This is a genomic window from Mycobacterium interjectum (assembly GCF_900078675.2).
Lineage (GTDB): Bacteria > Actinomycetota > Actinomycetes > Mycobacteriales > Mycobacteriaceae > Mycobacterium > Mycobacterium interjectum.
Window position 1 is genome coordinate 831,489 of record NZ_LT546236.1, and the last position, 1,106, is coordinate 832,594.

3 pseudogenes are annotated in these 1,106 nt (G+C 69.6%); all 3 read left to right on the top strand.

Going from position 1 to position 1,106, the window contains the following annotated elements:
* Positions 1-190: pseudogene (locus BN4348_RS34055) on the top strand (SAM-dependent methyltransferase); the annotation flags it as partial.
* Positions 148-454: pseudogene (locus BN4348_RS62365) on the top strand (class I SAM-dependent methyltransferase); the annotation flags it as partial. The pseudogenes BN4348_RS34055 and BN4348_RS62365, both read left to right, overlap by 43 nt.
* Positions 453-932 (top strand): annotated as a pseudogene (locus BN4348_RS34065) (esterase); the annotation flags it as partial. The pseudogenes BN4348_RS62365 and BN4348_RS34065, both read left to right, overlap by 2 nt.
* Positions 933-1,106 lie beyond the last annotated feature (174 nt).

The window sequence follows — 1,106 nt, forward strand, 5'->3', positions numbered from 1 at the left end:
CGCGATGCTGGGCTGGCCGCTTCGCACCTTCGAATGCGCGGTGCCGCCGGGGCGGCTGGGCTGGGGCTGGGCGCACTTTGCGTTCAACAGCTGGAAGGCGCTGAGCTGGGTGGATGCCAACGTGTCGCGGCACCTGGTGCCGAAGGGCTGGTTCTACAACGTGATGGTCACCGGAGTCAAACCCTCCTGAGTGCCGGGCTGCCATTCAGCAGCGACGACGTCAGTTACCTGCGGTCGGAGTCTGGGGCCGCGGCGCTGGCCTTCGTCGGCGATCTCGAGCTGACCGAAGCCACCCGGATCGCCGACGTCGCCGCGGCGCGCGCCCGGTTCGGCGAGCGGGCGCCGGTGCTGGTGGAGACGACCCTGCTGCGCCGCCGCGCCTCAGAAAAGCTCGGCGAGCTCGGTGACGTCTCGAACTGGCTGTTCACCGACGAGGCGCTGCAGCAGGCCNCGTCACGCAGAACCGCGACGGGTTCATCAACGTCGCCCAGGGCTCCGGGGCCCGCGATCAGCCCTATCAGATGGAGGCCACCACCGAGCAGCACACCGCGGGCCAGCCGCCGCACAACACCCGCAGCGTCGTGCTGAAGTTCTTCCAGGACGTCGGCGGGTCACGCACGTCCACCTGGTACAAGGCGTTCAACTACAACCTCGGGAGCAAGCAGCCCATCACCTTCGACACCCTGTTCGCGCCGGGCACCACGCCGCTGGACAGCATCTTCCCGATCGTGCAGCGCGACCTGAACCGCCAGAACCCGTTCGGCGCGGCGATCCTGCCCTCCAACGGGCTCGACCCGTCGCACTATCAGAACTTCGCCATCACCGACGACCAGCTGATCTTCTACTTCGCCCCGGGCGAGATGCTGCCGGCGTTCGCCGGCCCGGCCCAGGCCCAGGTGCCGCGCAACGCCATTCCGCCGCTGGCGATCTAGGGCTTCGCGTGTGAGTCCTGGGCGGCGACACGCCGACGAGGCTCGCCCCAGCCGCACAGCCAAAGCCGCGAATTCACCTTCGACGCGGCGACGTCGGCCGGGCGGCGGCGCGCGCTCATGCCGGCGCGAAGCCGTAGACCTGACCGTCGCTGGTGGCGGCGACCACCCGGCGAT